The 26,311-nt window shown below is 35.0% G+C and carries 21 protein-coding genes and 1 tRNA gene; 17 read left to right on the top strand and 5 right to left on the bottom strand.

The window, feature by feature from the left end; genetic code table 11:
* Position 1: 1 nt before the first annotated feature.
* The 8 genes from LF886_RS05485 (at position 2) to LF886_RS05450 (ending at position 7,300) form a co-directional block, all read left to right on the top strand.
* Positions 2-928, top strand: coding sequence for a homoserine kinase (locus LF886_RS05485; protein WP_236853085.1), 927 nt, complete (start codon positions 2-4; stop codon positions 926-928).
* Between the two features lie 16 nt (positions 929-944).
* The gene (gene thrC, locus LF886_RS05480) at positions 945-2,249 is read left to right on the top strand and encodes a threonine synthase (RefSeq protein ID WP_236853083.1); all 1,305 of its coding nucleotides are present in this window, start codon (positions 945-947) and stop codon (positions 2,247-2,249) included.
* A gap of 4 nt (positions 2,250-2,253) precedes the next feature.
* Complete coding sequence (gene folB / locus LF886_RS05475; protein ID WP_236853081.1) at positions 2,254-2,622, top strand: dihydroneopterin aldolase; 369 nt, start codon at positions 2,254-2,256, stop codon at positions 2,620-2,622.
* A 35-nt stretch (positions 2,623-2,657) separates the two neighbouring features.
* Positions 2,658-4,022, top strand: a complete 1,365-nt coding sequence (locus tag LF886_RS05470; RefSeq protein WP_236853079.1) for a DUF4403 family protein — start codon at positions 2,658-2,660, stop codon at positions 4,020-4,022.
* 43 nt (positions 4,023-4,065) lie between these two features.
* A complete protein-coding gene (locus LF886_RS05465) occupies positions 4,066-4,563 on the top strand; it encodes an RDD family protein (protein WP_124535088.1) in 498 nt (165 codons plus the stop codon).
* A 58-nt stretch (positions 4,564-4,621) separates the two neighbouring features.
* Positions 4,622-4,692 (top strand) — tRNA-Cys (locus LF886_RS05460).
* Between the two features lie 378 nt (positions 4,693-5,070).
* Positions 5,071-5,340 (top strand): hypothetical protein, encoded by a 270-nt coding sequence (locus LF886_RS05455; protein ID WP_236853077.1) that lies wholly within the window; start codon positions 5,071-5,073, stop codon positions 5,338-5,340.
* A 1,126-nt stretch (positions 5,341-6,466) separates the two neighbouring features.
* Positions 6,467-7,300, top strand: a complete 834-nt coding sequence (locus LF886_RS05450) for a glycosyltransferase family 2 protein (RefSeq protein ID WP_236853075.1) — start codon at positions 6,467-6,469, stop codon at positions 7,298-7,300.
* Between the two features lie 475 nt (positions 7,301-7,775).
* Here the strand turns inward: LF886_RS05450 and LF886_RS05445 are convergent, their stop codons facing one another.
* Positions 7,776-8,204 carry a hypothetical protein gene (locus tag LF886_RS05445; RefSeq protein WP_236853073.1) on the bottom strand — a complete coding sequence of 143 codons (429 nt, stop codon included), beginning with the start codon at positions 8,202-8,204 and terminating at the stop codon, positions 7,776-7,778.
* Between the two features lie 352 nt (positions 8,205-8,556).
* Here LF886_RS05445 and LF886_RS05440 point away from each other — a divergent pair, with 352 nt between their 5' ends.
* The 8 genes from LF886_RS05440 (at position 8,557) to LF886_RS05405 (ending at position 17,854) form a co-directional block, all read left to right on the top strand.
* Positions 8,557-9,111 (top strand): YMGG-like glycine zipper-containing protein, encoded by a 555-nt coding sequence (locus tag LF886_RS05440; protein WP_236853071.1) that lies wholly within the window; start codon positions 8,557-8,559, stop codon positions 9,109-9,111.
* A 55-nt stretch (positions 9,112-9,166) separates the two neighbouring features.
* Entirely contained in the window at positions 9,167-10,801 is a 1,635-nt protein-coding gene (locus LF886_RS05435) for an LIC_10190 family membrane protein (protein ID WP_236853070.1), read from the top strand.
* 50 nt (positions 10,802-10,851) lie between these two features.
* On the top strand, positions 10,852-11,922 hold the full coding sequence (aroC, locus tag LF886_RS05430) for a chorismate synthase (protein ID WP_236853068.1): 1,071 nt from the start codon (positions 10,852-10,854) through the stop codon (positions 11,920-11,922).
* 17 nt (positions 11,923-11,939) lie between these two features.
* Positions 11,940-12,503 carry a thioredoxin family protein gene (locus LF886_RS05425; protein ID WP_103232663.1) on the top strand — a complete coding sequence of 188 codons (564 nt, stop codon included), beginning with the start codon at positions 11,940-11,942 and terminating at the stop codon, positions 12,501-12,503.
* Between the two features lie 9 nt (positions 12,504-12,512).
* Complete coding sequence (locus LF886_RS05420) at positions 12,513-13,052, top strand: TlpA family protein disulfide reductase (protein ID WP_236853066.1); 540 nt, start codon at positions 12,513-12,515, stop codon at positions 13,050-13,052.
* 83 nt (positions 13,053-13,135) lie between these two features.
* The gene (locus LF886_RS05415; RefSeq protein ID WP_103232661.1) at positions 13,136-13,477 is read left to right on the top strand and encodes a YkvA family protein; all 342 of its coding nucleotides are present in this window, start codon (positions 13,136-13,138) and stop codon (positions 13,475-13,477) included.
* A gap of 121 nt (positions 13,478-13,598) precedes the next feature.
* Complete coding sequence (pyrF, locus tag LF886_RS05410; protein WP_236853064.1) at positions 13,599-14,978, top strand: orotidine-5'-phosphate decarboxylase; 1,380 nt, start codon at positions 13,599-13,601, stop codon at positions 14,976-14,978.
* Between the two features lie 53 nt (positions 14,979-15,031).
* Positions 15,032-17,854, top strand: coding sequence for an aminopeptidase (locus LF886_RS05405; protein WP_236853062.1), 2,823 nt, complete (start codon positions 15,032-15,034; stop codon positions 17,852-17,854).
* Positions 17,855-17,975: 121 nt separating this feature from the next.
* Here LF886_RS05405 and LF886_RS05400 read toward each other — a convergent pair whose 3' ends face one another.
* From LF886_RS05400 to LF886_RS05390, 3 genes are all read right to left on the bottom strand, one after another.
* Positions 17,976-18,785, bottom strand: a complete 810-nt coding sequence (locus tag LF886_RS05400) for a T9SS type A sorting domain-containing protein (protein WP_236853060.1) — start codon at positions 18,783-18,785, stop codon at positions 17,976-17,978.
* 156 nt (positions 18,786-18,941) lie between these two features.
* Positions 18,942-19,820: a lamin tail domain-containing protein gene (locus LF886_RS05395; protein WP_236853058.1), complete on the bottom strand. Its 879-nt coding sequence runs from the start codon at positions 19,818-19,820 to the stop codon at positions 18,942-18,944.
* Between the two features lie 94 nt (positions 19,821-19,914).
* Positions 19,915-20,700, bottom strand: a complete 786-nt coding sequence (locus LF886_RS05390; RefSeq protein ID WP_236853056.1) for a T9SS type A sorting domain-containing protein — start codon at positions 20,698-20,700, stop codon at positions 19,915-19,917.
* A 151-nt stretch (positions 20,701-20,851) separates the two neighbouring features.
* On the opposite strand from LF886_RS05390, the gene LF886_RS05385 reads away from it, so the two are divergent.
* Positions 20,852-24,079: a hypothetical protein gene (locus LF886_RS05385; RefSeq protein WP_236853055.1), complete on the top strand. Its 3,228-nt coding sequence runs from the start codon at positions 20,852-20,854 to the stop codon at positions 24,077-24,079.
* A 74-nt stretch (positions 24,080-24,153) separates the two neighbouring features.
* Here LF886_RS05385 and LF886_RS05380 read toward each other — a convergent pair whose 3' ends face one another.
* A complete protein-coding gene (locus tag LF886_RS05380) occupies positions 24,154-26,100 on the bottom strand; it encodes a T9SS type A sorting domain-containing protein (RefSeq protein WP_236853053.1) in 1,947 nt (648 codons plus the stop codon).
* Between the last annotated feature and the right edge of the window lie 211 nt (positions 26,101-26,311).

Here is a 26,311-nt window from a genome sequence, read left to right as displayed (position 1 = left end):
TATGAAAAAAGTAAAATTAAAAGTACCCGCTACTGTTGCCAATCTGGTCTGCGGATTTGATATCTTAGGTATGGCAGTTCATGAACCATACGATGAGATGGAATTCAGATTATTGGAAACTCCGGAAATTATTATAAAACATACTGACTCTTTTGGACTTCCTGAAGAACCTTCAAGGAATGTTGCGGGTGTTGTCTTATTAAAAATTCAGGAATATTTTAATCTGAAAAACGGTTTTGAGGTCATTATCCATAAACATATAAAACCCGGAAGCGGGCTCGGCTCCAGTGCGGCAAGTGCCGCCGGAGCCGCCCTTGGAGCCAATCTATTATTAGGAAATAAGCTGTCAAAGGATGAAATGATTCATTTTGCCATGTTTGGTGAAGAGCTGGCTTCAGGAGTACGCCATGCCGATAATATAGCACCTTGTATCTATGGGGGAATTACATTGGTAAAATCAACGAATCCAATTGATATTATTCCCCTGAATAGTCCTGATTTATTTGTAACCGCTGTACACCCACAGGTGGAAGTGAAAACTTCCGATGCAAGACAAATTTTAAAGAAAAATATCACATTAAAAAGTGCTGTTGAGCAATGGGGAAATATTGCAGGACTGGTGGCAGGAATTCAGAAAAATGATTTTCCGTTGATTGGCAGAAGTCTCCACGATGTCATCATTGAGCCTATCCGAAGTATTCTGATTCCGAAGTTCGACGAAATTAAAGAAAAAAGTCTGCAATTGAGGGCTTTGGGAGGCGGAATATCCGGATCAGGACCTTCCATTTTCATGTTAGCAGAGAAAAAGGAAACCGCAGAAAAAATCGCGCAAATGATGAAATCAGTCTATGATGAGATTGAAATAGAAAGTCTTGTCTATGTTTCAAAAATAAATCCGAAAGGCATTCAAATCGTTGAAGAAACTTAACCACAAAATAACAGAAATGAAATATTATAATTTAAAAGATTCTCTGGAAAAAGTCGATTTCAGAGAAGCAACCATAAAAGGTCAGGGGAAAGAAAAAGGATTATTTTTCCCTGAAAACATTCCTCAGTTTGACGATGAATTTATTCAAAATCTCCATCAGTATTCCAACGAAGAAATTGCATACAAATGCATGAAAGATTTTGTAGGAGACGAAATTCCTTCAGAAATATTAAAAGAAATTGTTGCAGAAACCGTTAGTTTTGAAATTCCGCTGGTAAAGATCAGTGAGCAGATATCAATTTTGGAGTTGTTTCATGGCCCTACACTAGCCTTTAAAGATATTGGAGCGAGATTCATGAGCCGCTGTCTAGCTTATTTCCTGAAAGATCAGCAGAAAAAAGTCACTGTTCTTGTAGCAACTTCTGGAGATACGGGAGGTGCCGTCGCCCATGGATTTTATAAAATGCCACAGATCAATGTGGTTATCCTGTATCCCAAAAACAGGGTAAGCCCGGTTCAGGAAAAACAACTGACCGCGTTAGGAGAAAATATTTCTGCGCTGGAAGTAAACGGCAGTTTTGATGACTGTCAGAATCTTGTAAAACAGGCTTTTTCGGATGAGGAAATCAACAGTCGATTGTTTCTTACTTCTGCCAATTCTATTAATATTGCGAGATGGCTTCCTCAACAGATTTATTATTTGATCGCCTTAAAACAATGGATCCAGCATCATAAAGAACAACCTGTAATTTGTGTCCCAAGTGGAAATTTCGGAAATATCTGTGCCGGACTTTTAACTCATTTCAGAGGTTTGCCGGCCAGCCATTTTATCGCAGCCTGTAATGCCAACCACGTGGTTCCTGATTATTTTAAAACCGAAAACTATCAGCCAAAAAAAGCAGTTCATACCCTGTCCAATGCTATGGATGTGGGCAATCCAAGCAATTTCGTAAGGATTTTGGAGCTTTTCGTGCATCAGTTTGAAGTATTAAAAAATAAAATATCAGCCTACTCCATTGATGATCACAAAACAATGAATACCATCACAGAAGTCTACGAGAAATACGGATATATTCTGGAACCTCATAGTGCCGTTGCATTTACTGCAATGGAAGAATATCTGCAAGAAAATCCTGACCAAAAAGGGTTTATTTTGGGTACTGCTCACCCGGTGAAATTCCCCGATGCAGTGGAAAAAGCAATTCATACCCAGATTAGAATTCCGGAATCATTGAATGAACTGATGAAAAAGGAGAAAAAAACTGTAGAAATAAATTCAGATTTTGAAGAATTAAGACGATTTTTGCTTGATAAAATCTGAAGCAATGAGCAAAATATATCTTGAAGATGTACGAATATATGCGTACCATGGCGTACTCCCTGAAGAAAACATTATCGGGACGTATTATATCCTGAACGTAGAACTTCATACCGATCTATGGAAAGCGGCAGAATCTGATGATCTGAATGATACGATAAGCTATGCAGATATCAACGATATCCTCCACAAGGAAATGAAAATAAAATCCCAATTACTGGAACACGTAGCCGGGAGAATGATTTCAAAAATTCGCGACAGCTTTCCACAGATCGATTATATAAAATTAAAAATCACGAAAACAGCTCCACCCATGGAGGGAGAAATGAAAGGCGCCAGCATTGAGCTGGAAAAAAGCTTTAAACCGGAAAATTAAAATTCTTATTTTCGTTCATTAAAAAAACATACAAATTGAAATTCGTTAAAATATTATTTTTAGTAGCAGGAATCAGCACTTTTGGGCAGAATAGCGTCGATAATCAGCTGGCAAGTTATAACTTTCCAAAGATAAAGTCCAGTATTACCATGCCTGTGACCATTCCTCTTTCGGAGCTCAGTAATATGATCAATGCTTCTGTGAAAGATCTTGTTTATCAGGATGATTCTTACACAGACAACAACAATGATCAGTTTAAAGTGAAAGTCTGGAAAACCAGACCTATTCGTTTGGTAGGCGGAACCAGTCAGAATCTCTTAATTGAAGTTCCCTTAAAAATATGGGCAGAAAAAGGGATTGGTACTTTGGGCGTATATACGTATCAGAATACTACTTTTGAAACGGTAATGTCATTCAATACCACCGTTACATTTAAAAATAACTGGACCATTACCACCAATACACAACCCAACGGTTTCAGATGGGTGACCAAACCTGTTCTGGATTATGGAAGAATTCAGATTCCTATTACTTCCATCGTTGAAAAAAGCTTAAAAGAGCAGCAGGAAAAATTCTGTAAAACAATAGACCAGCAAATGGCAACGCAATTGAATTTCCAGCAATATGCCTTAATGGCCTGGAATACTTTTCTGCAGCCATTTAATATCTCGGAAGAATATAATACATGGTTGAAAGTAAGCCCAATGACAGTGAATATCACTCCTTTAAAATTTTACGGAAATGAGATCAGTGCGATTCTTGGTGTTGATATTTATTCCGAAACTTTTACAGGAAGTAAGCCTGCCGCATCTTTGCCGGTGACCAGTGTTGCTAACTTTAATACCACTCCTACTGTTGCGGATAAGTTTATCTTACAAACCACCGCCAATATTCCTTTTACAGAAGCTAGTAATATGGCCAGAAAAACCTTCCTGAACAAGGAATTTGATATCCGTGATTCTAAAGTGAAAGTAACGGATATCAGAGTATATGGCGTTGATAACAGAGTCGTCATTGAGGCTCAGACTGATGGTTATATAAAAGGAACTTCCATTATTTCCGGAATCCCTGTGTATGATGAAACGAAACGAAAAATTGTTTTATCGGAAACCAAATTTAAACTGAAAACCACCAATATTCTGCAGAAAACGGCCTCTCTCTTATTTCAGGGGAAAATCGTAAAAATGATTGAAGAAGAATATGGTATTCCAACTCAGGAAATGGAAGAGACTTCGAGAAAAAGTATTGAACAAGCCTTTAACAAAGAATATTATAAAGGTTTAAAGATGAACGGAAAAGTTTTCAATCTTAAGCCAAGTAAAATTCTCCTCAGCAATACAGGAATCACCGCCGTTATTGATACCAATGCTTCATTAAAGTTATTGGTAAACGGATTTTAAAATTTTAAATAAAAAAACAAAACTAAAAAACTAATAACCAACCATGAAAAGAATTCTAAATGTTGTTGAATATAATAAAGCCTCATCATTAGTGAGACTTGCTAATAATTTTCTGGATCTTATAATACTATATGTTATTAATTATCTCCTCTCTATTGCTTCTAATCTTCTTTATGAAGTAACTTCAATTGAGTTTTTCTACTTCTATAGTAATGGAAATATAGTATGGCAGCTCTTTATTGGAAATTTCAATTATTGTCTTTATTACTTTTTGATGGAAAACTATTTAGATGGGAGAACCGTTGCAAAGTATATTACAGGATCCAAAGTAATCAGTACAGATGGAACGAAACCAACCACCAAGCAAATTATTTACAGAAGCCTTTCCAGAATTGTTCCTTTTGATGGCCTATCATTTCTTGGGGTAAATGGCTGGCATGACAGCTGGAGTGATACTAGAGTAATTAACATCAAAAATTATCAGGCTGAAATTCAAGCAAAAAGCGAAATAGAAGCTCTTGGAAGGAAAGAAATTGCTTAAAAACTTTTGTTCATAAAGAAATTTTGCTATATTTGCACACCTCAAAAATGGTAAAAATGGTACTTTGGCCGAGCGGCTAGGCAGTGGTCTGCAACACCATCTACAGCGGTTCGAATCCGCTAGGTACCTCACAAGAAACCTCTAATTTATTTAGAGGTTTCTTTGTTTTCTATTTTTCCAATAATCGACAAAAAGTGCAGCCATTTATTTCTTTTTTTAGATTACTATAAGCTAATCACCTGTATATTTTTATATTTGCGAAAAATCACATTCATATCTAATAAAATATAACCATGTTTTTATCATTATCCTCAACTCATATTATAATTTCGGCAATCATATTACTATTAATTGCCTTAGGTAGCATTTATGGCTTTTACATGTTAATAAAGTACGCAGTTAAAAAAGGGATTAAAGAATCCAAAGAAAAATAATAGTCACCGCCGGATTTTTAAATAATCCCCCTTTAAAATAATTGTATATTAGTAGGACTAAAATCAAATATTGATGATACACTTTACCCCTGAAGAAAAAAGCTTATTATTAGCAGCAATGCAATATGAAAAAGAAATACAAGACAGGTCAGATGATGAAGAACTTGAATATGTAGAAGAAATAGAAGAGGAAATTCAAAGAGAAAATGTTTTTATTTCAAGAAGACAAATTGACTCACTCATCATTTATTTAGGATCCTTACTTGATAAAAAAGATCAATATAACAGCGGTGAAGTCCGGGCTTTAGAAATCAAATTAGACGATTTATCCAACTTACCATAATCAACATCCTCACTATCCGGTGGGGATTTTTATTTTTAATATACATCTATCGTCAAAGATCTCACTCGAACTCTTGCAAAAACATTCTTTAAATAAGATCTTCTATTCCAAAAAGACATGAATACCTACTACAGAATGCGATAAGCTAGAAAACTATTTTATTCAAAAATTGGATTGATCAGTTTACATTTACAAGCTACATCATGTTAAGACAAAAAAAAATCCTCGGAAATTCCGAGGATAAAAACTAATAACCATGAAAACTCAAATTAAACATGAGTTACATTTCTATATTGAAAAATCGTGCCAAGAATATTAATTTTTGGAAAAAAAATTAATTTATTCTTGCAGCAACAATTTCATCAATTCAGTATTTTAAACCGATTTTACTGATACTTTAAAAACCCCTTCATAATTACCTATAATAGTTTCAGATAAATCTAACACTCCGGCAAAAGTATTAAAAATAAATTAATTTACATTTTAATAAAATAAAATTAATATTCAAAGTATAAAGTTTTTCAAATATTCACTCTGCCAATAAGAAATAGGATAAACTACAAATTGGCATACTTTCTTACTTATATTGATCCATTAAATTAAACATCCTGTCAGCAATGAAAAGGAATATCAGCCGGAATAAAAAATAAATAAATTTGAAACAACTATCTGATGTCAGACTACTCTTTGATGTATGAAATTATTTTTAAGATTCAATATTAAAAAAAGCCTCCAATAAATGGAGGCCTCAAAAAACACAAATGATGAAAAAAATTTTATATCAGAGATAAAAATTATTTTATCTATTAATTTCTACCCAAATATATACCACTCTTTCTTCTTATTTTATGAGTATAATCATAAAATTATTATTTCTTTTCAATGAAGATCTTTCAGCCTATTGACGCTAATTCTCAAAAAAAGACAATAAACAGCATCCACAAATCATTAACTATATAATTATTTACCAATATATTACCCATTTAACATCAATAAACGATAATTAATACACAGTTCATACTCATAACTTCCAAAATATAATAAAAAAATATCAGATACACGATGATCAAGGATATGTTTTTCACGTATTTTATTTTATAATTTTACATAATTAATTCAAAACAACGTGATAAATTTTTCGGTACTTATAGCCAACTATAATAATGGAAAGTACTTTAAGGAATGTTATCATTCTTTAATCAATCAATCCTATGAAAACTGGGAGGTGATTATTATTGATGATGCTTCTACAGATAATTCAGTGGAGATTATAGAATCTTTGATCAAAAATGATTCCCGTTTTAAACTCTATCATAATACAAGCAATAAAGGCTGCGGCTTTACCAAAGCTGCATGCATGAGCTATGCTCAGGGAGATTTGTGCGCTTTTCTGGATCCGGATGATGCTCTTTATCCAGAAGCTCTGGAAAAAGCAACTCAGGAATTCATCAGCAGAGATGATCTTGTAGCCGCTTATTCCCAGATGATGCTTTGTGATGAAAACCTTGATCCTGAAAGAGTGTATGCCGGCACCAAGCAGATTTATAATAATCGATATTTCTTCAACTGCCCTACCCAGTTTGCTCATTTTTTTATATTTAAGAAAGAAACTTATATAAGAACTTCGGGAATTAATCCTGATTTGAAAAATGCAGTAGACCAGGATCTATATTTAAAAATACTGGAGCAGGGAGAGATAAAATACATCAAAGAACCTTTATATTTATACAGACTTCATTCTAATGGAATTTCTCAGCAAACAGCAAAACAAAGTGCAAAAGAATCATTTGCCAGAGTGATACATGATACAATGAGAAGGCGGGGAATCAAAAAAATCAATAACCAGATTGTTCCAAAGGTTTTTACCAGCTCAGATGAGATTTATGAACTTCTTAATTACCAAATCGACAGAAAACACCGTATAATCAGTAAAATAAAGGCGACATTAAATAATATATAACAAAAGGCTTCTCATAACGGGAAGTCTTTTTGATAAAATAGGGAAGGAAAATGTCCTTAGCATCAAAACTACCAGTATCCAAACATTTACTATAGGTATAGATTCATAAATCTTGAAGTAAAAGAAACGGCCTCCTAACGGAGGCCTAAAAAACACAAATGATGAAAAAATCTATTTAGAAAAATCTAAACAGAATATTGTAGAATCATTCAATATGACCTTTATTGTCCTATTTCTTTAAGTAGAAACACGGTACATTATCGGAACAAAAGAATGAATATTCTTCATAAGAATAAAGCCGCATACTGAAGATTAAATTAATGTGAATAATTTTAATTAATACATTGAAGTATTAGTTTTTATTTAATATAAAAAATATTTAATAAAAATAAAAAACACAAAAAATCATCTATTGACTAAAAATCTTCATTTTTGGAAAGCGTAAATGTAGCTAAATATTTTTGGGCTCACAAGTCTATTCCTCCCAAATGATCGGAATATACACGGTAATATATCCATCAGAATCTACCTGCGCGTCAGAAACTGTAGCAACTACTGTTCCATAACCTACCCAGCCTCCCTGCCCCTGCATAGCAGAAAAAGTGTAAGTTCCTGCCGGAAGACCATCATAATATTGCGGAACAGATTGAAATCCACCACTGTAATAAGTATCATACACTTCTCCCGTAGCCATGTTTTCAGCAAGAAAACTTCCCACATCATAATTTCCTGAAAGAATTTTTGTTCCACTTTTTGAAAGAAGTCCATAACGGATCTTATAAGTCTGAGCTTTTGGTGTAATATCAGATATTCCTGAACAGGCTACAACTTCCTTTGAGGAAAACGATGTTGCAACAGCCAGCAATCCAATAAATGCTGATACTGTAAAAATTGTTTTTTTCATATTAAAAGTATTTGGTACTCAAAATTAATCAACTTATATGAATTCGATAAAAATTATTCATGAATTAAAATTTACAAATGTTCCTGATAAATTTCCTGAACAGTTTAAAAACCGATGAAAGATTTTGCTTAAAGAATCAATTTTTCCTCTCTGACGAATTATTTAGCATAAAACCAAATTTCAATACGAAACACATAGAATCCCCACCAACAATACAAAATTGACCAGTATTTAAAATTAATTCACTTTTCCTTTACCAAATTTAACACTCATTAACTAAAATTTGGCTTCATAATTGGAAATACAACTAAAATCAAAGTCGTTTTGGCTTTATCTTATTAAAATTTGAATTATGAGAAAGATAGTATTAGCAGGATTTTTATCCGTCTTATTAATGACAGCCTGCAAGAAAGATGACAGAACTGCCGAGAAATCACTGGAAGTACAGAAACTTGAATTTCAAGCTAAACAACTTGAAATGGAGAAACAAAAACTAGCCATTGAAAAAGAAAAACTGGTATATGAAGCCCAGAAAAAAGCAGATAGCCTATCAGAAAGCAAAAAAGCAAAAGCTACTGCTGAAAATAATTCAAAACCACAGGTGATCAGAGAGACACGAACAGTATACAGAGACAGAAGCTCCAATTCCAATTCAGGAGGAAGCAGCAATGGAACTTATGCCAATAACGGAAGCGGTACTTCACAAGGAACCACTAAGAAAAAAGGATGGAGTAAAGCTGCCAAAGGAACCGTCATTGGTACCGTAGGTGGGGCTGCTGCCGGAGCGCTTATCGCTAAGAAAAACAGAGGTCTTGGAGCTGTAATTGGTGGTGTTGTAGGCGGTGCAACCGGTTATACCATTGGTAGATCACAGGATAGAAAAGACGGAAGGGTACAACCTCGTTAATAAATATTTTCCCAATACAATATAAAGATTGCTTATTTTTAAGCAATCTTTTTTTATGCTATTGATTCTGCTTTCTTCCATTTTCATCATTCCAGTCTTAATGGGCTGGGGAGAAATCATGGGAAATTTTTCCGGAATACTATATAAAGGAATCACTGGAAAAATCCTATCAGGAATCCTGGGAATAGGCCTGGTATGGACTATTATCTCTTTTTTCATTCCTTTAAATATCTATGTTGAAATACCTTCTATAATATTGGGATTATTCTTTTTCTTTAAAAATAAACTCTATCAGGAATTCTATACTTTTTCAAAGAGAGATTTCATATTAATGAGTGGTATAAGTCTTATTATCATATTTGCAGGTTCATTTTACCCTTATATATTAGATCATTTCGGATACTATATCCCCACTATTCAATGGCTTACAGAATACGGACTCATAAGAGGAATTTCTAATGTAGATCTCACCTTAGGGCAGATGTCTATCTGGCATATTTTTCAGGCCGGGTTTTCAAATTTTTCAGACCCATTTTTAAGAATCAATGCTGTATTACTGATTATCTATACTTTTTATAGTATTGAAAGAAAAAATTGGATACACCTTTGTTTCCTTCCAATATTACTATTGTTTTCACAATCACCAAGTCCCGACCTTCCCGTCATTATCTTCTCCCTAATTATTTTAAATGAAATTATAGCCGGAAATAAGAAAACACCACTTCTTTTTGCTTTCTCAATTTTCGTTTTTACCATAAAGCCCACCATGATTTGGCTGCCCATATTGGTTTTCCTAAACGCCATTTTTATTTTAAAAGTAAGTTTTAAACAATTGCTTTTTGGGATTTCAATTTTATTATTGTTCTTCATGAAAAACATTTGGACATTCGGTTATCCTGTCTTTCCTGTAGCAATAGGTGATCTAGGAATGTTCTGGAAGCCCAACCATGAAGCTTTAGAAACGTCTTCACAATTTGCAATCATGAAAACATATGACATGCAATATTCTTATGAGGAAATTCAGAAATTTTCAACTGCCGATCATATTAAAAACTGGTTCTTTCTTGAAGGGATCAAATCAAAAATCAATATTCTTTTTGTTCTGAGCTTAGGTATTTTTTCAATATTCGCATGGATCAAAAAAAGAAAGCTCATTACCCTCATCTGTATTTCATTGTTGATAAAAAGTATATTGATCCTTGCTTTTTCAGCCCAGTACAGATTTTTTATAGATGTCTTTTTCGTGATATTCTTTGTCCTGTTTCACGAATATTTTAATCAAAAAAGATCTATTCTTGTTTTTTCGGCGCTCAGTGTATTTTTCATTTCAATGATATCTTTTCCTGGACTTATCCAAAAATATATTCCAAGTTTCCGAGTGGGAAGTTTTATGACAGGATTTGAAAAAGAACAGCTTTACAAGCCTTCAACATACAAATATCAACAGTTCGACACATTCAAAGTCGGAAACTTTAAATTTAATGTTTCCCATAATTACCCTTATAGTTTTGATACTCCCCTTCCCGCTATCACCCCTTTCTATATTTTCGATGATGCTAAAGCAGGTATTTTCCCACAGCTTTTTGACAAAAAGGATATCAAAAAAGGATTTATCTGGAAAAAAATGACTTTTGATGAAAAAAAGGAAGCGGAAAAAGTTATTAATAATATCAAAAACACTGATAAATAGAACAAATCCAGAAACTTTATTATCTGAAGAAAAATAGGTAATTTTGTATTATGTTCAACACATTAGGTAATCTTCTTAGTCTTACAACATTTGGAGAAAGTCACGGAGTGGCTTACGGCGGTATCATCAATAATTTTCCGGCAGGTTTAACGGTAGATCTCGATAAGGTTCAATATGAACTGAACCGAAGAAAGCCTGGCCAGTCGGCAATCGTTACACAAAGAAAAGAAAGCGACACAGTAAAGTTTCTTTCCGGAATCTTTGAGGGAAAAACAACGGGTACCCCAATCGGTTTTATCATTGAAAACGAAAATCAGAAATCAAAAGATTATGACCATATTGCAGGAGCGTATCGTCCGAGTCATGCTGATTTTACTTATGACCAGAAGTTTGGTTTCAGAGATCATCGCGGTGGCGGAAAATCTTCTGCAAGAGAAACAATGAACTGGGTAGTGGCAGGAGCTCTTGCAAAACAGCTTTTATCAGATATTGAGATCAATGCTTACGTTTCTTCTGTAGGTGATATTTTCTGTGAAAAACCTTATCAGGCTTTAGATTTTTCTCAAACAGAAAGCAATGACGTGCGTTGTCCTGATGCTGAAACAGCTGAAAAGATGATTTCAAGAATCAAGGAGATCAAAAAAGAAGGGAATACGATCGGAGGAACAATCACCTGTGTGATTAAAAATGTTCCTGTGGGAATTGGTGAACCTATATTTTCAAAACTTCAGGCCGAACTGGCAAAAGCAATGCTGAATATCAATGCCTGCAAAGGTTTTGAATATGGAAGCGGTTTCTGTGGTGCCAAAATGACAGGAAAAGAGCACAATGATGCTTTCAATACAGATTTTACCACAAAATCTAATCTTTCAGGAGGTATACAGGGTGGAATTTCCAACGGAATGGACATCTATTTCCGTGTAGCTTTCAAGCCTGTGGCCACTATTCTGAGACCTCAGGACAGTATTGACAAGGAGGGAAATCCTGTGATCGTAGAAGGAAAAGGACGTCATGACCCTTGTGTGGTTCCAAGAGCAGTTCCTGTAGTGGAAAGTCTTGCTGCATTTGTATTGGCAGACCTGTTTTTGATCAACAAAACAAGAAATATCAATAATTTTTAACATAAATATTTTTGGTAATGAAAAATTACTGGGATAAAGGAATTTCCTTTGAAGAATATCTTCAAATCGCAAAAAAAAGATTAGAGACCCCTGCCAACCAGCAGGAGGCTGATTATAAACAATATTATGAACTGGGTCTTCAGAGAATGGACAGAACGGTAAAAAAATACGTTCCGGATGAAGATCAGCTGAAAGAACTTGCTGCCAAAAATTTTGACGGAAAGATTTTAATCATTTCTGAAGCATGGTGTGGAGATGCAAGCGCAACAGTGCCTGCTCTTTTCAGATTTTTTGAAGGAAATAATGAAGTAAGAGTTTTCCTGAGAGACAGCGATAAAAGTTTAATCAATCAGTTTTTGACCAATGGTACGGAATCTATTCCTAAAGTACTTATTCTCGACAAAGACCTGAATGTAAAAAATTCATGGGGTCCACGTCCGAAATATGGATATGAGCTCCTGATGAAATATAAAGCAGACCCTGAAGCTTATCCAAAAGATATGTTCTATAATGATCTGCAGATATATTATGCCAAAAACAGAGGGAAAGATGCTGTTCAGGAAATTTTAGATCTGCTATAAAAAAGAGATATGAAAAAAAATATCATTTATCTTGTATTAATTGTTGTTATCGGTATCGTTGCTTTTGTTCCGGGAATAAGGAATTTTCTGAAGGATACATTTTTACCGGTCGCAACTATTGAAAATGCTGTTCATATCAGTGAAGAGGATTACAATATAGAGCTTAAAGGAATCAATGTTCCCAGTACGAATCTTAAAAACTTTAAGGATAAAGGAGTTTTTCTTAACTTCTGGGGAACCTGGTGCCCTCCGTGCAGAAAAGAATGGCCATCTATTCAGAAACTGTATGATTCCCGAAAAGACAATGTAGATTTTGTCCTGATTGCTATGAATGATAAGGAAGAGGATGTAAGAAAATTCTTGAAGGAGAATAATTACAGCGTTCCTGTATATATTGCTCAAAGTCCGATTTCTGAGAAGATTCTTCCCAAAGTATTTCCTACGACTTTCCTTTTGGATAAGCACGGCAGAATCCTCATTAAAGAAGATGCTACAAAAGATTGGAACACAGAGACTGTGCATCAGTTCATTGACAATATCATCAAATAATATTTTAACTAAATTTTATAATTTGTTGGTACAGGATTTGTGAAATTAATAGCGTTGAAAAGTTTATTAAATCCAAACACAAAATGAAATATTCAAAATTAAATCTTGCAAAAGAAGCCATCAATCACAAGGGCTTTATAAAAAAGATCCCTGATATTTTCAGAATGGTCAAAATGTGGAGAAAAGGAGTTTATCCAATGAAATCCATAGACATTATTCTTCCTTTACTGGGAATTTTATATGTACTCTCCCCTATTGACCTGCTTCCTGAATTTGTCATTCCCGTACTTGGAGTCATGGACGACCTGGCAGTATTGTCACTGACGATTCCTAAGCTCATCAAAGAGGTTGACAAGTTTTTATTATGGGAAGCCGAACGAAGATACAGCGGTGCTCAAGTCATTGATGCAGAAATCGTAAAATAACAGTTTATTATATTTTTCACACCATCCTGGTAAATCCGGGGTGGTTTTTTATTTACAAATGAACGATAAATTTTTAAGCCTTATTTCAATTCCTTAAATTTGCAATATCTAATAAAAAATAATGGAAAGTAAAAAAGAATTCTTTTTAGAGTGCTACAAACTAGGCATCATCAAATTTGGAAGGTTCACCTTAAAAAGTGGTATCGAAAGTCCTTTTTATGTAGACTTAAGACCTTTGGCTTCAGATCCTAAAATTTTAAAAAATCTTGCTAATTATTTATTGGAAATGCTTCCATTGGATAATTTTGATTTAATCTGTGGAGTTCCTTATGCTGCTCTTCCTATGGCTACTGCCATGTCTCTGGAAAGCTACATTCCATTAATTATTAAAAGAAAAGAAGCGAAAAGCTACGGTACGAAAAAACTGATTGAAGGAATTTACCAGAAAGGGCAGAACTGTCTTTTGGTAGAAGATGTGATCACATCAGGAAAGTCTTTGCTGGAAACCATTCCTGAAATAGAACAGGAAGACCTTAAAGTTTCTGACATTGTGGTGGTATTGGACAGAGAGCAAGGTGGAAAACAGTTGTTAGAAAGCAAAGGTTATAGAGTACACACTCTTTTCAATATTTCGGAAGTGTGTGATATTCTTCAGGAAACCGGTGAATTGTCGGATGAAGAAGTAAAAAGAATCCAGGATTTCCTTCAGGGGAATCATATTCAGTTTGAAGAAGAAACCAGATCTTCTTATGAGCAAAAACTTCAGAATGCACAGCACTCCGTTTCAAAGAAGTTACTGGAAGCAGCATTAGCAAAAAAATCAAACCTTATTGCTTCTGCAGATGTAACCACTACTCACGAGTTGTTGGAACTGGCTGAAAAAGTAGGTCCGCATATCGTTGCTTTAAAAACACATATTGATATTATTTCTGATTTTGAATACGAAAAAACAATCACTCCTTTAAAAGCAATTGCCGCAAAACACCAGTTCTTATTAATGGAAGACAGAAAATTTGCTGATATTGGAAACACTCAGGAACTTCAGTTCACAAGCGGGGTTTTCAAAATTACAGATTGGGCAGATTTCGTAACGTCTCAGGTGATCGGAGGTTTTGAATCGTTAGACTGTTTCAATAATGTAGGAGTAGTAGCCATCGTTGGAATGTCTTCTAAAGGAGCATTAACAACTGCAAGCTATCGTGAGGAAGCTTTAAAAATAGCTTTATCTCACCCTAATGTAATTGGCGGTGTATCTCAGAATAAAATTCCTGAAGAGCTTTTATTATTCACTCCAGGGGTAAACATAGCAGATTCCGGAGATGGTAAAGGACAGCAGTACAATACACCGGAACATGTTTTCAAAACACTTCATACAGATTTTATTATCGTAGGAAGAGGAATCTATAAATCTGATAATCCAGAAGCTTCTGCAATCACTTACAAGACAGAGGGATGGAATGCTTATATTAATTCTTTGGAAAAAAAAGCAATTCAGGGTTAAAATCCTATAAAGTGTATACAAAATAAGTTATATTTGGTCTTTATCACGGATATTTGAAAAAGATCAGCATTTGCCTTATTTTGTTCTGGGGAGTTGTACAGGTTTCTGCACAGACAGACAGTATATATATTGAAGCTAAACTGTCTCCTGACAAAAAGAACCTTGATGTCAGTCAGGAAATTGTTTATTACAATCATTCTGAAAAAGACCTGCAGACCATAAAACTCTTGAATTGGGTTTCCGCTTACAATAAACGCGGAACTTCTTTAGTCTACAGAAAACTGGAAGACCGAAATAACGATTTGCACTTTGCAAAAAGTGATCAATTGGGAAAACTTCTTGAACTGAATATTAAAAATTCTGAAAACGAAGCTATTCCTGTTAATACCCTCTCAGACGAAAATCTTTTTATTCCTCTGAAAAATGTATTAAAACCTGGCGAAAGCGTCACTTTACAGTTGCAATACCGGATGCAGCTTCCCGATAAAACATTTACGGGATACGGCACATCCGCTCAGAATACTGTATTAAAATATTTCTTTATTGTTCCGGATCATTTTGATCCGGACAATATTTCCAAAAGAAACTACCATGACATTGAAGAACAGGTAAGTTTCAATACTTTCTGGACCATAAACTTTGATGTTCCTGTCAATAATTTTGTTGAAGGTAATCTTCCACAGACTCAGATGAATTCATTCAGGGGTTCTCTTGATTCGGATCCTGAGTTTTTGATTTCGCCTACTGGCTATCCTTCCATAAAAACCAATGTTGACGGATCTGAAACTGAAATTAAGTTTGGATACAATCTGAAGCCAGAGGAAAAACAAAATCTGGAATTTTATCTTCCTTTACACTTAAAGTTCCTCAAAGAAAGACTCGGTTTTCTTCCGAAGAGTATTTTTATTTCTGATAAATTCAGGGCTAAAGAAGACTTTTTCGGAAATAATGATATTACGTTCCTGAAATTCAGATTCCAGCTATTTACGAATGCTGAAAAGACCGATCTGGATTATTTTGGAATCATTGCCAAGAAAATTCTTGATGAAAACGTTATCGCCGATAAGGAAAAAGATCATTGGTTCAAAAATGGTTTAAAATCCTACCTGGAAATTCAGTATCTGAAAAAATTCTATGCCGACAGCAAACTTTTAGGTACACTTCCTGAGACTAAAATATTCGGGCTCAAGCCTCTAAAATTATTCCACGCATCCAAAGTAAAGCTGTTGGACCGCTATGGACTCTCCTATCAGTATATCATGCTGCAGAACCTCGATCAGAAGATTGACGAGCACTTTCCTGTTTTGAGTAATTTCAATGACATGGCTATCAGCAGCTTTGAAACAGGAAGCCTTTTTAATTATTCAGCAGATAAAATGGGATATGACCACTTCAATGATATTGTAAAAAATTATATTTCTCAGAATTCCGGAAAAAAAATTAATCCTGATGAATTTCTGACGTCTCTTTCTGAAAAGAATAAATCAACGGCTTATCTTTCCAACTTTTTCAAACAGAAAAACAGGGTTGATTTTAGGCTAAAGAATATTAGAAAAGAAAATGATTCTCTTCAGATAAGAATTGCTAAAAATACCGATGTTTCCATTCCTGTAAAATTGGAAACGGAAACTAAAGAAGGAGAAAAGAAAGCGTATTGGATAGATACTGAAGAAAATCAGCATATCACCACTGTATCTCTTCCTGCTTCAGATAATATTTATAAAGTCACACTAAACAGTGGTTACATTTTCCCTGAATCCAATTACAGGGACAACTTTTTGTATGCGAAAGGAATATTTTCCAATGCAAAAAAAATTAAACTTAAATTAATAAAAGATATTCCGAATCCGGAATACAATGAAATTTATATCAGTCCAAGAGTACGTTTCAACAATACGTATGATAAATTTCTCTTGGGAGTTAATTTAAAAAACCAATCTTTCTTTGACCAAAAATTCCTGTATTCGGTTACACCGACTTATAGTACAGGAACAGGAAAGCTGACGGGTTCAGGAGCAGTTTCCTACTCTTTTCTTCCCGCTGAAAGTATTATCAGAAGCTTAACATTTGGTGTTTCCGGTTCTTATTTCCATTATGATTATGGGTTGGCCTACAGAAAAAGTTCTATTGCGTCAAGTATCAATTTCAGAAAAAATCCGAGAAGTACAGTAAGTAGAAGCGTAGGTATTTCATATAATTATTTTGAAAGAGACCTGAGCCCTTTGATGATTGCCAATAACGATTACAGCAAATATAATCTCTGGAGTATTGGGTATGGCTACAGTGACAGTCAGATGATCCATGAAAAAAGTTTCAGTCTGAGCGCTCAGGGAATGGAAGACTTCAATAAAATAACTGCTGAAGGCTTCTACAGATGGGAATTTGCACCTAAACAAAAGCTGAGCTTACGTTTATTTGCCGGATATTTCATGAGAAACGATACCCGAAACAATCTTTTCGATTATGGTATTTCCAGGGTTTCAAACTACTCATTCTCTTATACCCTTTTGGGAGAAAGTGCCAGCAGCGGACTTCTTTCACAACAGTTTATATTAGCAGATGGTGGTTTCAAATCTTTTCTCCCGGGAACCGTCAACCAATGGATTACTTCTGCAAATGTAGATTCAAGTATCTGGAAAATATTCCATGTGTATGCTGATGCCGGAGTGTATAAAAATAAAGATCTTCCTGCCAAATTCATATGGGATACTGGAGTTAAAGTAAGAATTATCCCGGATTTCCTGGAAGTTTATTTCCCAATACAGTCTTCTTTAGGATTTGAACCTTCCTTTAAAGATTATGGAAAACGGATCAGATATACCCTGATTCTTAATCTTGGGTCAATTATCAATGCAGCAAGAAGAGGCTGGTATTAAGCTTTATTAAAAGTAAAAAGACTATTGTGGATATCTTTGTGGATTAAATTTCAACGATTAATATCTTATATTAAAATAAAAGAACAGCTTGTGAATACAGGCTGTTCTTTATTATTAAAAACTAATCTTTTATAATTTTCTGTGAAATCGGAATATTATTGATCGTTCCGGTTACAATATAAGTTCCTTTGGGAAGCTCGGCAATATCAAGACTTGAGGCTAGTTTTGTAGGTGATTTTTTGACAACCTGTCTGTATGTATCATATACTTTCACATCTTTCACCTCGGTTCCGAAGACAATTCTACTGTCTTTGATAAAGGGATTTTGTACAAACCCGGATTTCACACTGCCTTCCAGAGAAAAGTCAGCCATATTATTATCACTCCCTACTAATGTTCTTTTTATAGCGGTGGTGGTAGTTGGAGAAGGAGCTGGTCCATCTCCTTTAAATTGATCAGCATTGGATCCGTATCCCACAAAGTCCAAGACATTGGATGCAGAAGGTCCTGCTACCTGCACTATATTTCCGGCTAAAGCTATTTTTCCTGATATACTGGAGATTCTTAATCCGGAAGATTTGTTAGGTGTTCCGTCAAAATTAGTTATTGTCGTCGCAATAAAATCTGGTGTAGGTAGATTTTCGGTACCTCCATCAATTGCTGACTCCTGAATCAAATATGTTTCTTCAGGTCCCAGAGTAAAGTCTGGTAACGTATGATATTCGGTAAAAGCACCTATCGCTGGTGCATATTGTATGCTCGCCCCTGTCAAAGAAACCAAATTGGTTCCGATATTTTTAAGGACAATATAATTATTTTTCAACACAGCCCCTGAATTGGCATTACCACCATAGATCTCATTGATCACAATCTGTGCATTTGAAAAAGAGGTTAACAAAAGAAGTCCGGCAAGAGTAAAGATTTTTTTCATCGTATTAATTTTAGAAATGGATTTGTGATAAAAATATCAAAAACAATACCACCAAATTAAGAAATAAAGGCCATACAAAAATTTAAAATCAACAAATAATTACATAAAAAAAACCGCTTCTATGAAGCGGCTCCTTATATTTTTATCTAAAAGAGATTAGTCTTTAAGAACTTTTTGAGATATCGGTTGGTTATTTACTGTACCTGTTACGACATAGTTTCCTTTTGCCAGCTCAGCAACGCTTACAGTTCCGTTTTGTTTTACAGAAGCTTCTTTTACAAGCTGTCCGAACATATTGAAAACTTTTACGTCTTTTACATCAGATCCGAAAACGATCTCGTTGTTTTTAACAAAAGAGTTCTTTACGAAACTTCCTGATTTCGCGTTTTTAGTATCTATAACAGCTAGCGTTCCTGAAGACGAATTTTCTGGAGTTGGAGTACCAGCAGTAAAATCAACATTATTATTATTAGTGTCGATACCATTAGTTCTAGAAATAGATGTTGTATTGGTAGTTGCAGGAGCTGCTGCAGTACCTTCAAATAAGCTTACACCAGTTCCCCAACCAACAAAATCAATAACATTTGATCCATTTGCTGCGGTAGGGCTTGTACTATCACTTGTCAATGCAATTTTTCCACCCGTCCCGGATAGGGCTAAAGGTTGATCAGGAAAGCTAGTTCCACTTGGAGCAAAATCAGGATTAGGTAAATTTTGAGTCCCTCCATTCCCAACAGCTAACTGAATCAGATATTTTTGTCCCGGATTTAAAGTAATTGATGGTAATGCCAACTTATTATTAAGAGGATTGGTATTACTCCCACTTGGTCCAAAAGCCCCTGCAGCCGAAGTATACTGTAAATATGCACCTGTAATCGTAACTGACGATGCTCCTCTATTAATCAATTCAACAAAATCATTTTTTAATGTTGCTCCAGAGTTTCCTCCACCTCCGTAGACTTCATTAATCACAATCTGAGCATTCATAAATGCAGTCGCGGAAATTAATCCTAAAATAGTAAAGATCTTTTTCATGAAAATAATTTTTTTTAATACTTCGTAAAACTACAAAAAAAACGCTATTCAATTTGAATAGCGCTATATATTTAACAATTAGTTAATTAACGAATTATTTTTTAATAATTTTCTCTGAAACAAAATTACCGTTTACAGTTCCCGTTACAATGTAAGTTCCTTCTTTAAGGTCAGAAACATTCAAAGATTGGTTTTCAGAAACAACAGCTGTTTTTACAACCTGGCCAGCAATGTTGAAGATTTTAACATCAGATTTAGTTCCGAAAGTAATATCATTATTTACAACCGTATTTTTAACAAATGAATTTTTGTTTCCTTTAATTTCATGTGTTGCTAATGAAGCAGCAGTACCTACTACTTTTACATCATCAATTCTGTAGTTTCCGTTATTATTGGTAACAGAAGACCATCTAAGGCTTAAGCTAGCTGCATTCTCTGTCTGTACTGGTAACTGAATCGCTACCCCACCATTTACAAGAGCCCAGCTATTAGCATTTTTGGTATACGTATAGGTTACATTATTCCAAGTAGTACCATCTGTACTCCATTGAAAAGTAATATTCTGAGCAAAAGTACTAGTTCCCTTGCCAGCCCAGATAATATTAACATTGCTGTATCCAACTGTAGATAAAGAGTAAGTTAGTGTATGGGTAATTCCGTTAGAACCATTTCCAACGAATACAGCGTTCGTTCCTCCTGAAGCTCCTGAATTATTTGATTGATTAGTTGTATTTCCATTCCATCCATTAGTGGTACTTGTGCTTACCCAGCCAGCTGGTAATGTATTGGTAGTTCCAAAATCTTCTGATAAAAGAGTGGTTTGTCCAAAGGCAGTAGCAGCAAACATAGCAGCCGCTACAAACGAATAAAGTTTTTTCATGATTTAAAAATTTTCTGTTATTAATAATTTCGGGGGCTAAATTACGTTGATTTTTCACGACTTCACAATATTTGGATTAAATTTCTGTTAATAATTCTAAACATCTTAGTATTAACATTTTTTAGCTATTTTTACCAATTATTTTCAGGACTTGCGGAATTTTATTCTTCTATTCGTTTTATTTTTTTTAGGCATATTTTTAGGAAATGCTCAGGTATTTTCATGGAAAAATCCCAACATTCCTGAAGACAGCATTAAAAGAGACAGTATTCTCGCTGCAAGGCTGGAACAGGACATCTTTGCAAAAGATACTCTTGATTTCATAAGAACTCACAACAAGATCATTATTGATGAAGCTGTATTAGCAAAAAATGATAAAAAGAGATTTTTAGGAGAACTTAATTCAAAAGGTTCTATTATCCGTGGGATCACTTTTGGGAATAATCAGGGACAGTCTGTACAGAGTTCCATGGATCTTCAGATCTCAGGGCGATTATCAAAAGATGTTACCATTTTAGCCAGTATTTCAGATCATAACCTTCCCATTCAGGCTGACGGGTATACCCAAACTTTGGAAGAGTTTGACAAGATCTATATGCAGCTTAATATTAAGGAAAAATCTATCCTCAGAGCCGGGCATCTTGATCTTGTAGAAGCTAAAAATTATTTCGCGAAATACCAGAGAAGGAGTATGGGACTTCAGTTTCAGACAGAATTTGGGAAAGAAAATAAAACATTTGTAGATATTTCTGCCGGTGTTGCACGAAGTGAATTCCACCGAATTCGTTTTCAAGGGGTTGAAGGTAACCAGGGACCTTATCGTATGACGGGTAAAAACGGAGAACAGTTTATTACTTTGATTTCAGGTTCCGAACAGGTTTTCATTGACGGGATCTTAATGAAACGTGGAGAAAACCAGGATTATATCATCAACTATAATACGGGTGAAGTTACCTTTACCAGTTTCCGTCCTATTTTCCAGCAGAATTTCATTACGATTTCTTATAACTACGCCAATAGAAATTATTCAAGATATTTATTTACAGGAAAGCTTGAACATCAGAGAGAAAGATTCAAAGTGGGACTTAACTGGTTCATGGAAAATGACAACAAAAATGCACCGCTTTCTTTAAGTCTTTCCAAAGAAGATGAGCAGATCCTTGCTGATGCAGGAAACAATCCTGATCTCATGTATGCACCATCGGGAGTGGTCACCGAGTATGACGTCAATAAAATTTTATATAAATTAAACACAGCCGGAAATTTCTACGAGTTTTCCACTGATCCTAATTTAACACTTTATCAGGTCTCTTTTACTTATTTTGGGGCTAATCTTGGAGATTACAAAATAGCACAGACTACCAATAACGGACGTGTTTTCCAATATGTAGGACCCAATGCGGGAGACTACAGAGCGGTAAGAAAACTTCCTTCCCCTCAGAAATCACAGGTATATTCAGTGAATTCTGAGTATTTATTGAATGAAGGTAAGATAGGCGCTGATATTTCCCTGAGTAATTATGATGTCAATTTATTTTCGTCAAAAGATTCTGATCAGAATATGGGATATGCATGGCGTATCTTCGGGAATAAAAGTTTTACAAAAAACACATGGAAAGGTACTCCAAGTTTTGAATATCAATACATCGACAAACAGTTTCATATTCTGGACCGTATCAACGATGTGGAATTCTCCAGAGATTTTAACCTTGCACAAGAATTTAACAAAAAGACTCAAAACAGGTTTATTTTCAGCTTCCTGAATAAATGGAATAATAAATCTACTTTAAATTATCGTGTCAATTATTTGAACGAGCAAAATTCTTACAAAGGACTTAAAAATGACCTGGACTTCGGCTGGATTACAGGAAAATTCTTTACCAAAGGGAATCTATCTTACTTGAATACCAATGCAACCTTACAGGACACTAAATTCATCCGTGGAGGGGCTTCAACTGAGTTTACCGGTAAAAAAGGAAGCTGGACTATCGGCGGAAGTATGGAGCATAACGAGAAAAAATACAATGACACCCAACTTATGGATGTCACGAGTTTTAGTTGGAAAGAGCTCTTTTTACAAAAGAAAATCGGTGACAGTACAAGAACAAAGTTATTGGCAAAAGTATACATGCGAGATAACGACTCTGTGCGTGACAACAGACTTCAGAATATGAACAATATTTTGGGGATCATGGCGGAGAGCCAGATCATCAAAACAGAAAGAACTACTTTAAATGCTTTAATCCATTACAGAAAATTCTTCTACTCCGGTCCGGAAGGTAATGTAACCCGAAATAATGACTTCGTTGTTGGAAATATCCTTTACAATCAACAGCTTTTCAGAAACGGTATGCGTCTTCAGGCTTTCTACGAGCTTGGAAACGGACAGGAAGCACAAAGGGAATTCCAGTACATCAAAGTTACAGACGGACAGGGAGTTTATAAATGGACGGATTATAACGGAGATGGTATTCAGCAGCTGGACGAATTTGAAATTGCCGAATATTCCGATCTTGCACAATATATCCGTGTCTACACCAATTCTGTAAGGTATATTCCTTCCAATAAAAATAAAATACAGTTAGCTTTATTTGTAAATCCGGCTATTGTTTTCAATTCAGAAAATGGATTTCTAAAACGCTGGAATTTCAATATTTCATTAAATTCTCAAAACTCATTCTATAAAAAAGATAAAGTTCTTGTGTTGAATCCTTTTGAAAAGAACAGCGATCAAATCCTTAAAAATCAGAATATCCTTGCTTCCGTACAGTTCAATCCGACTGATAAATCAGGATGGAACGGAAACTACAGACTCATCACGAATGATAACCTTATTAATGCTAATTTCAGTAATGAAGAGCGTGAGCAGGTTTCTCATTTTCTGAATGTTGGATATTGGTTCAATAAAGAATTCAGGGTCGATTGGGAAAATTCTGTTCATGATATCAAAAACTCTTCACAATTATTTGCGACAAGAGATTATCGTCTTAATAATTTTGAAACCAAACCTAAGGCGACATATAAATTTACGGATGCTATTCAGGCAGAATTGTCTTCTGCTTTCCGTCAGAAACAAAGATTAGATGGTGAAGAGCTTCTTAAAGCTTTTGATGTTACAGGAACTATCCAATGGGAGCGTAGAAAGACTTCCATCCGTGGAAACTTCTCATTCATCAGCAATAATTTTACAGGAAATAATTTCAGTATTGTAGGAAACCAGATGCTGGATGGTCTGAAGCCTGGGAAAAACCAGGTATGGAGTGTATTTATTCAACAAGCCATCAACTCGTTTATCCAATTGAATCTTAATTACGAAGGAAGAAATTCAGGTGAACGAACAATTCACATTGGAAGTATGCAGGTAAAGGCAAGTTTCTAGCATTAATGGTTACTTTTTAAATAAAAAATCCCCAATATCACTATTGGGGATTCTCTTTTGTTATGAGTTATATTTTATTTTTTAATAACTTTCAGTGATTGCGAACCTTTTTCTGCATTTACTTTTAAGATATAAACTCCAGCAGGAGCACGTCTCATATCTACAGAACCTTTTTCAGCATTGATTGTTTCACTAAGAATTCTCTGTCCTGAAACATTATATACTTCAACATCTTTGATTCTACTGTCATTATTGATATAAAGATAATCTACCACTGGATTCGGATAGAAGCTTACAGTATTCTTTTTAGCAGCATCATTTACCGCTAGTACAGCAACTGTAAATTCAAAACTTCCAAGATCCGGAGTGAGAGCATTTCGTACATTCCCATCTGCATCTAATGTTACTTCTACCACAGGAGTTCCTTTATTATCAAGAGCTGCATTTCCGGTAGCAGACACATGGAAATCAGTAGCAGATACAAACACAGGCAGAACGTTCAGAGAGTTTGCATTGCCACCAAATCCTAACTGAATATCAGCAAGTGTCGCTTTTGCAAGACCTCCAATATATCCCAGATTTGTCCCGGAAGAATAGAAATTATTATAATTAATAGTAGAAAAAACGTTACTGAGCGCTCCTGCATAAATCGTATATCTATCCCCTGCCTGGGTTTGGGTATTTACAAAAAGATTATTTCTCACATCAATACCTCCTAAACCGGTTACTCCGCTGGTAATATTAAACGCAGAAGGTCTTCCTGCAACAGTCTGGTTAACATCCATGACAACTGTATTATAATATACTTTATATCCTCCCCCTGCGGCAATAACAATTCCGTTTCCGTTATCATTGACTCCACCAGTCGTTGCATATCCATAACCAGCTATACCATTCACTACATTATTAGAAACCAACGTATTAGCTATAAGACTTGTTGTTGCCAGATAAATTCCCTGAGCTCCATATCCGCCAATATTGGTATTTTTTATACCATTTATCTTATTATTATCAATGGTCAGTCCGGCTGTTAGCGCACCCCCCGCATAAATTCCCGCAAACAGAGTTCCTGTTCCACTAGAAGTAAAATTGGAAATAGTATTTCCCCTTATGATAATATTGGCTACCGCAGATGCTCCTGTATTACCGGAGGTAACGGTAATCCCGGAAGCTCCACCCGTAGATGTTCCGGTATATCCGAGATTGGTAATAGTATTTGAAATAATTGAAGAGTTTACAGTAGCAGTAGCAAACCAGACCCCTCTTTTGATTTCGGTACTGGCAGTTTCAAAATTACCAATAATATTATTGCTGACGGTCACTCCGTCTGCACCCTGTACATACACTCCTCCAAGACGATTGGCATCTGCTCCGGAAGCACTTATATCATTACCGGTAACCAATGTATTTGCTCCGTTTCCTACTGCTGTGGCTGCAAATAAATAAATTCCCATATAAGCTTTCTTTATAGAATTATTCTGGATGGTAACATTATTAAAGAAGCCTCCAACAGGGGTTGTAGCTCCGTCATACATGACTAAAGCTGAAGAGCTATTGATACCATTTATAATATTCAGGTTTTTAACCATAATATTGCTATTAGCCACCGCCGCAGAAGCTGCAATAAATGTAAGTACCTGCGGTGCAGTAACAGAGGTATTAGTAAGGGTAAGGTTTCTTGTTGTTCCTGAAGCAACATTGCTTCCATCCAAAGTAATATTACTACCCTGGATTCTCACTAAAGGGGCACTGGCAAGATCACCAGAAATTGTAGCCGTAACTCCTACAGCAGGTTTTATCGCAACTGAGGTGTAGATGGTTGCTCCACCACTGGCATTCAAACTGGCAGTTGCTGTTTCTGTTGTACTAGCTGTGATACTGATTGAAATTGCTCCCTGATGTGTTCCCGCATTAATAGCGTCAAATGCTCCCTTTAACGTAGTATAGGTTCCTGTAGCTGTTCCTGCTGTAGCAGAAACGTTCACTTGTGAATAAAAATTTGATGAAGCTAAAATTGCCATCAAATAAAATAGAATTTTTTCATATCATTAATTTTTATTACACTAAATATAAAAAATAATTTTCAATAAATCAACAAAAACATTGAAAATCAGATAAATATATATAATAAAATTTAAACAAAATATCTTAAAGTTCCTTAAATAAACAAACAAACGTAAAACAACAAACAATATAATAAATAGCAAAATATTGTTTTTTCAGAATTTCGTA

Source organism: Chryseobacterium sp. MEBOG07 (assembly GCF_021869745.1).
GTDB classification, from domain to species: Bacteria; Bacteroidota; Bacteroidia; order Flavobacteriales; family Weeksellaceae; genus Chryseobacterium; species Chryseobacterium viscerum.
Note: the sequence above shows the minus strand (reverse complement) of the source record. Positions and strands in the feature narration are given on the sequence as shown.

Excerpts from the sequence above, each read along its gene's own strand:
- LF886_RS05485 (WP_236853085.1), top strand. The coding sequence starts at position 2 with ATGAAAAAAGTAAAATTAAAAGTACCCGCTACTGTTGCCAATCTGGTC.
- thrC (WP_236853083.1), top strand. The coding sequence starts at position 945 with ATGAAATATTATAATTTAAAAGATTCTCTGGAAAAAGTCGATTTCAGA.
- folB (WP_236853081.1), top strand. The coding sequence starts at position 2,254 with ATGAGCAAAATATATCTTGAAGATGTACGAATATATGCGTACCATGGC.
- LF886_RS05465 (WP_124535088.1), top strand. The coding sequence starts at position 4,066 with ATGAAAAGAATTCTAAATGTTGTTGAATATAATAAAGCCTCATCATTA.
- LF886_RS05455 (WP_236853077.1), top strand. The coding sequence starts at position 5,071 with ATGATACACTTTACCCCTGAAGAAAAAAGCTTATTATTAGCAGCAATG.
- LF886_RS05445 (WP_236853073.1), bottom strand. The coding sequence starts at position 8,204 with ATGAAAAAAACAATTTTTACAGTATCAGCATTTATTGGATTGCTGGCT.
- LF886_RS05440 (WP_236853071.1), top strand. The coding sequence starts at position 8,557 with ATGAGAAAGATAGTATTAGCAGGATTTTTATCCGTCTTATTAATGACA.
- LF886_RS05435 (WP_236853070.1), top strand. The coding sequence starts at position 9,167 with ATGCTATTGATTCTGCTTTCTTCCATTTTCATCATTCCAGTCTTAATG.
- aroC (WP_236853068.1), top strand. The coding sequence starts at position 10,852 with ATGTTCAACACATTAGGTAATCTTCTTAGTCTTACAACATTTGGAGAA.
- LF886_RS05425 (WP_103232663.1), top strand. The coding sequence starts at position 11,940 with ATGAAAAATTACTGGGATAAAGGAATTTCCTTTGAAGAATATCTTCAA.
- LF886_RS05420 (WP_236853066.1), top strand. The coding sequence starts at position 12,513 with ATGAAAAAAAATATCATTTATCTTGTATTAATTGTTGTTATCGGTATC.
- LF886_RS05415 (WP_103232661.1), top strand. The coding sequence starts at position 13,136 with ATGAAATATTCAAAATTAAATCTTGCAAAAGAAGCCATCAATCACAAG.
- pyrF (WP_236853064.1), top strand. The coding sequence starts at position 13,599 with ATGGAAAGTAAAAAAGAATTCTTTTTAGAGTGCTACAAACTAGGCATC.
- LF886_RS05400 (WP_236853060.1), bottom strand. The coding sequence starts at position 18,785 with ATGAAAAAAATCTTTACTCTTGCCGGACTTCTTTTGTTAACCTCTTTT.
- LF886_RS05395 (WP_236853058.1), bottom strand. The coding sequence starts at position 19,820 with ATGAAAAAGATCTTTACTATTTTAGGATTAATTTCCGCGACTGCATTT.
- LF886_RS05390 (WP_236853056.1), bottom strand. The coding sequence starts at position 20,700 with ATGAAAAAACTTTATTCGTTTGTAGCGGCTGCTATGTTTGCTGCTACT.
- LF886_RS05380 (WP_236853053.1), bottom strand. The coding sequence starts at position 26,100 with ATGGCAATTTTAGCTTCATCAAATTTTTATTCACAAGTGAACGTTTCT.